Consider the following 5321-nt stretch of genomic DNA (forward strand, 5'->3'; position numbering starts at 1 on the left):
GACGATTCGTGGTCGTCGGCACCGGAAATCGCCGGGCGCGGGGCGGGCCGCTTGCGCGAAGCCCCGAAGGCCTGTTTCCTCCGCGGCGCGCGGCATCGCACGCGCGCCCGCACGGCCAGCGAGCCGGGATCGAGGAGACATCGCCGTGGCCCACGAACTGCGCGCGCTCGGCGCCACCGCCCGTCCCGGCCTCGACGGCATCGACCGCGCCGGGCTGGCGCGGACCCGGACCGACCTCGCCGCCTGCTTCCGGATGGCGGCCCGCTACGGGCTGGAGGAGGGGATCTGCAACCACTTCTCGGCCGTGGTGCCGGGACGCGACGACCTGTTCGTGGTCAACCCCTACGGCCTCGCCTTCGCGGAGATCCGCGCCTCGGACCTGCTCGTCTGCTCCCTCGACGGGCACGTGCTGGAGGGGGAGGGGCGGCCGGAGGCCACAGCCTTCTTCATCCACGCCCGGCTGCACGCCCGCCTGCCGCGGGCGCGCGCCGCCTTCCACACCCACATGCCGAACGCCACCGCGCTCAGCATGGTCGCGGGTGAGCCCCTGGCCTTCGCCGGCCAGACCGCGCTGAAGTTCTACGGCCGGGTCGCGGTGGACGAGGCCTATAACGGCCTCGCCCTGGACGACAGCGAGGGCGACCGCATCGCCGCGACGCTCGGGGAGGCCGACGTGGTGTTCCTGCGCAACCACGGGGTCGTCGTCACCGGCCCGACGGTGGCCGAAGCCTGGGACGACCTCTACTACCTGGAGCGCGCCGCCGAGGTGCAGCTGAAGGCGATGGGCAGCGGGCGCCCGCTGGTGCCGGTGCCGCCCGACATCGCCGCCCGCACCGCCGCGCAGATGCGCGCGGGCGACGCCGAGAGCGCGCGCCTGCACCTGGAGAGCATCCGGCGGCGCCTCGCCCGCGAGGAGCCGGACTTTTCGCACTAGAACGCACGCTGCCGAAGTGGACGCCGGTTCGGCGTAAGAGAGCGCGCCAAGCCGAAGACCTTGAGCCGTTCGCGATCGGGAACGGCTCAAGGGCAGCGGCGCCCCGCTAGTCGAACAGGCTCGACACGCTCGACTCGGTCGCCGTGCGCCCGATCGCCTCGCCGAGCAGCGGGGCGATCGTCACCACGCGGATGTTGCGGGCGAGCTTGACGGCTTGCGTCGGCTGGATCGAGTCGGTGATGACGAGTTCCTTCATCCGCGAGGCGGCGATGCGCGAGACCGCGCCGCCCGAGAGCACCCCGTGCGTGATGTAGGCCGAGACCTCCTTGGCGCCGGCGTTGAGCAGCGCTTCCGCCGCGTTGACCAGCGTGCCGCCGGAATCGACGATGTCGTCCACGAGGATGCAGGAACGGCCCTCGACGTCGCCGATGATGTTCATCACCTCCGACTCGCCCGCGCGCTCGCGGCGCTTGTCGACGATGGCGAGCGAGGCGTCGATGCGCTTGGCGATGGCGCGGGCCCGCACCACGCCGCCGACGTCGGGCGAGACCACCATGCGCTCGTGGATCGAGCCCGCCCGCTCCTTGATGTCGCGCACCATCACGGGGGCGGCGAACAGGTTGTCGGTCGGGATGTCGAAGAAGCCCTGGATCTGGCCGGCATGGAGGTCGAGCGTCAGCACGCGGTCGGCGCCGGCCCGGGTGATCAGGTTGGCCACGAGCTTGGCCGAGATCGGCGTGCGGCCCGAGGTGCGCCGATCCTGCCGGGCGTAGCCGAAATAGGGGATCACCGCCGTGATGCGCCGGGCCGAGGACCGGCGCGCGGCGTCGATCATGATCAGCAGTTCCATCAGGTGGTCGTTGGCCGGGAAGGCGGTCGATTGGACGATGAACACGTCCTCGCCGCGCACGTTCTCCTGCAGCTCGACGAAGATCTCCATGTCGGCGAAGCGCCGGACCATGCACTTGGCCAGCGGCAGTTCGAGGTAGGCGGCGATCGCCTCGGCCAAGGGCCGGCTCGCGTTGCCGGCGATGATCTTGATCGAGGACTTCATGTCCGTAGCCTCACTTGCGTCCACCGCGCATCCCTCCGGGACGCCTTCGCGAATACCTGACCCGCCGCCCGACACGACGCTCGCCGGACGGGCGCGAGCCCCGGCCGGAACGGCTCGGCTCTTACCAGCGGCGTGCTGCCGTCACAACGTTCTCGTTCACCGCATGCGCCTGACGCATGGAATACGTCCTACGGCTCCAGCAGGCGGTGCAGGTGGACGATGAAGTAGCGGGTCTGCGCGCTGTCGACGGTGGCCTGGGCCTTGGCCTTCCAGGCGACCTGGGCGGAGGCGTAGTCGGGGAAGATGCCGACGATGTCGAGGCCCTTCACGTCCTTGAAGCGGACGCCTTCGAGCTCCGACAGCTCGCCGCCGAAGACGAGGTGGAGCTTCTGGTCGCTGTCGATCGTGGTGGTCATGGGGGCTCCTGCTCGGGGGCACCTGCCTGGGGCCGCGCCCGCCGCGCACGGCGTGAGGCATGAGGCGTGCCGCGGCAGGCGGTCGCAAACCGCGGCACGCGCGTCAACCCCGATGGCGTGGCCGGCACGGGTAAGCGGGTGCGGCGGCCGGATCGGATCGGGCTTCGGCGGCGGGGACGGTCACGGCGTCGGGCGGCGGAACGGGACGGAGGGGGGCGGCGATGGACGAGGCGGATCTGGCCTGGCGCGTGGAGGAGGCCTGCCGCAACGCGTGGCCGGCGCCGCGCGAGGCGCATCTCGAGGGCTGGCTGCTGCGGGCGGCCGGCGGCCCGACCCGACGGACGAACGCGGTCAACCCGCTGCGCGGCCCCCGCGCGGCCCCGGCGGCGGCAATCGCGGCCTGCGAGGCGGTCTTCCGCGGGCTGGGCCGGCCGGCCCTGTTCCGGATCGTCTCGCTCGCGCCGGAACTCGACCCCGAGTTGGCCCGCCGGGGCTACGCGGCCGAGGGCGCCTCGCTGACGCTCGTGGCCGACCTCGCGGGGCTCGCCGAGAGCGCGGATCGGGTGAGCCTCGCCGAGGCGCCGGACGCGGCGTGGCTGGCCTTCCGCGCCGCGATCAACCGGTCCGATCCGGAGGCGGAGCGCGTCTACCGGGCGATGCACGCCGCGATCCTGCTGCCGCGCGCCTGCGCGGCCCTGCGGCTGGACGGGGCGATCGCCGCGCAGGCCTACGGCGTGCTCGACGGGGATCTGGTGGTGATCGAGTCGGTGGCGACGGAAGAGGCCTGCCGCGGGCGGGGATACGGCCGGCGCGTCGTGTCGGCGCTGATGCGCTGGGGCCGGTCCCGGGGTGCGACCGCCGCCTGCCTTCAGGTGGTGGCCGACAACCCGCCGGCCCGGGCGCTCTACGCGGGACTCGGCTTCGACCGGGAGGTATCACGCTACCATTATCGACGCGCGCCGAGGGCCGACGCGGCCTCCGAAGCGGGCAGCCGGAGGAGGGCGTGAGGGTCGCGACGGCCTAGACGCGGGTATCGACGACACGGCCCTGGCCGGGCGGGGCAGGGGGCGCGGCGGACTGGATCGCGCCGGCGACCAGCTCGGCCACCGCGCGATCGGCCGTGATCTGCTGGCGCGCCACCGCCACCCCCATCTGCTGGGAGAAGGCGGCGGCGAGCATCTGGGTGGCCTGCGCGGCGACGGTGGTCATGCCCTGAGTCTGACGGGCGCCGGTGAATCCGCCGTTACGGCCCTCACGCCTCGAACAGCGAGGCCTGCTGCGCCTCCGGCTCGGCGGGCTTGCCGCGGGCCGCGGCCCGGCGCGGCGCGCGGCGCGGGGCCTTGTCGGGCTCGGGCAGGACGGAGAATGGGGCAGGGGGCCCGGCCTCCGCGCCCTCCGGCCGCGCCCGCACGGTGCCGTCCGCGAATTGCAGGCTGAGGCCGGGCGCGCGGGCGGCGTCCGCGGCGCGGCGCAGGGGCGCACCGTCCGCGTCGCGCACCAGCACGTAGCCGCGCTCCAGCACCGCCCGGTAGCTCAGCGAGCCGAGGAGCCCGCCCAGCGCGGCGAGCCGGTCGCGGCGGCGCTCGACCGTGCGGGCGCCGGCTTGGGTGAGCCGGGCCAGAACCGCGGCGAGCCGGTCCGCCCGGCGCGCCTCAAGTGCCCGGGCCCGCTCGATCGTGGCCTCGCGGGCGACGACGAGGCGGCGGCCGAGCTGACCGAGATGCTCGCCCTTGCGCAGCAGGTCGTTGCGCACGGCCGTCCGCGGCCGGTGGTCGATGCGGGCGAGGCGCGCGCGGGCGTTGGCGAGCGCCACGTCGGGCGAGCGCCGCGCCAGCCGGTCGAGCAGCGCCTGCAGGCGCTGGCGGTGGCCGCGCGCGCCCGCGGCCAGCGCCGGCGCGAGGCGGGCCTCGGCGAGGTCGAGGCGCTGGCGCTTGCCCGCCAGGAAGGCGTCGGCGGGGGGAATCGCGCGGGCCGCCGCCCGGAGGTCCGCGCGGTCGCGGTCGAGCCGGCGCAGCACAGCGCCGTGGTTGCGCCCGCCGAGATCGTGCACGGTCGCGACGAGCTCTGCGCGCATCGGCACCGCCATCTCGGCCGCCCCCGTGGGCGTCGGTGCGCGGCGGTCGGAGACGTAGTCGATCAGCGTGGTGTCGGTCTCGTGGCCGACCGCCGAGATCAGCGGGATCCGGCTCTCGTGGGCGGCGCGGACCACGCATTCCTCGTTGAAGGACCAGAGATCCTCGATCGAGCCGCCGCCGCGGGCGACGATCAGCACGTCGGGCCGCGGGATCGGACCATTGGGCGCCAGCGCGTTGAAGCCGCGGATCGCGGCCGCGACCTCCTCGGCCGCGCCCTCGCCCTGCACCCGCACCGGCCAGACCAGCACGGGGCGGGGGAAGCGGTCCGCCAGCCGGTGCAGGATGTCGCGGATCACGGCGCCGGTCGGCGAGGTGACGACACCGACGACCCGGGGGAGGTAGGGGATCGGCTTCCTGTGCGCGGGGTCGAACAGCCCTTCGGCCGCCAGAACCCGCTTGCGCTCCTCCAGGAGCGCCATCCAGGCGCCCAGGCCCGCCGGCTCCAGGCTCTCGACCACGATCTGGTACGACGACTTGCCGGCAAAGGTGGTGATGCGCCCGGTGGCGACCACCTCCAGCCCCTCCTGCGGCTTCTGGCGCAGGCGCCCGAACACGCCCTTCCAGACCACCGCGTCGATGCGCGCCTGCCCGTCCTTGAGGGAGAAGTAGGCATGGCCCGAGCCGTGCTGGCCGCGATAGCCCGAGATCTCGCCGCGCAGGCGGACATGGCCGAAGGCGTCCTCCAGGGTGCGCTTGAGCGCCGCGGCGAGGTCGCCGACCGACCATTCGGGCTGGTTGGCGGCGAGCACCCGCGCGGAGGGCACGTCGGTGGCGGTGGGTTC

At 74.3% G+C, this 5321-nt stretch carries 6 protein-coding genes; 2 read left to right on the top strand and 4 right to left on the bottom strand.

Annotation, left to right across the window (positions count from 1 at the left end; all coding sequences use genetic code 11):
- Positions 1-157: 157 nt before the first annotated feature.
- Positions 158-934 (top strand): aldolase, encoded by a 777-nt coding sequence (locus AX737_RS25830; RefSeq protein ID WP_066926448.1) that lies wholly within the window; start codon positions 158-160, stop codon positions 932-934.
- A gap of 106 nt (positions 935-1040) precedes the next feature.
- Here the strand turns inward: AX737_RS25830 and AX737_RS25835 are convergent, their stop codons facing one another.
- Positions 1041-1988 carry a ribose-phosphate pyrophosphokinase gene (locus AX737_RS25835; RefSeq protein ID WP_066926440.1) on the bottom strand — a complete coding sequence of 316 codons (948 nt, stop codon included), beginning with the start codon at positions 1986-1988 and terminating at the stop codon, positions 1041-1043.
- Positions 1989-2176: 188 nt separating this feature from the next.
- Complete coding sequence (locus AX737_RS25840) at positions 2177-2404, bottom strand: DUF4170 domain-containing protein (RefSeq protein WP_066926442.1); 228 nt, start codon at positions 2402-2404, stop codon at positions 2177-2179.
- Positions 2405-2625: 221 nt separating this feature from the next.
- On the opposite strand from AX737_RS25840, the gene AX737_RS25845 reads away from it, so the two are divergent.
- Positions 2626-3411 (top strand): GNAT family N-acetyltransferase, encoded by a 786-nt coding sequence (locus AX737_RS25845; protein WP_066926444.1) that lies wholly within the window; start codon positions 2626-2628, stop codon positions 3409-3411.
- Positions 3412-3424: 13 nt separating this feature from the next.
- On the opposite strand, the gene AX737_RS25850 is transcribed toward AX737_RS25845, so the two are convergent.
- Together AX737_RS25850 and xseA are read right to left on the bottom strand one after the other, a co-directional pair.
- The gene (locus AX737_RS25850; protein WP_066926446.1) at positions 3425-3613 is read right to left on the bottom strand and encodes a hypothetical protein; all 189 of its coding nucleotides are present in this window, start codon (positions 3611-3613) and stop codon (positions 3425-3427) included.
- 43 nt (positions 3614-3656) lie between these two features.
- A complete protein-coding gene (gene xseA, locus AX737_RS25855) occupies positions 3657-5303 on the bottom strand; it encodes an exodeoxyribonuclease VII large subunit (RefSeq protein ID WP_066926450.1) in 1647 nt (548 codons plus the stop codon).
- Between the last annotated feature and the right edge of the window lie 18 nt (positions 5304-5321).

Source organism: Methylobacterium sp. CCH5-D2, from assembly GCF_001556475.1.
Taxonomy (GTDB): Bacteria; Pseudomonadota; Alphaproteobacteria; order Rhizobiales; family Beijerinckiaceae; genus Methylobacterium; species Methylobacterium hispanicum.

What these genes read in the sequence shown, in the direction of transcription:
- AX737_RS25835 (WP_066926440.1), bottom strand. Translation starts at nt 1,988, where the DNA reads ATGAAGTCCTCGATCAAGATCATCGCCGGCAACGCGAGCCGGCCCTTG.
- AX737_RS25840 (WP_066926442.1), bottom strand. Translation starts at nt 2,404, where the DNA reads ATGACCACCACGATCGACAGCGACCAGAAGCTCCACCTCGTCTTCGGC.
- AX737_RS25845 (WP_066926444.1), top strand. Translation starts at nt 2,626, where the DNA reads ATGGACGAGGCGGATCTGGCCTGGCGCGTGGAGGAGGCCTGCCGCAAC.
- AX737_RS25850 (WP_066926446.1), bottom strand. Translation starts at nt 3,613, where the DNA reads ATGACCACCGTCGCCGCGCAGGCCACCCAGATGCTCGCCGCCGCCTTC.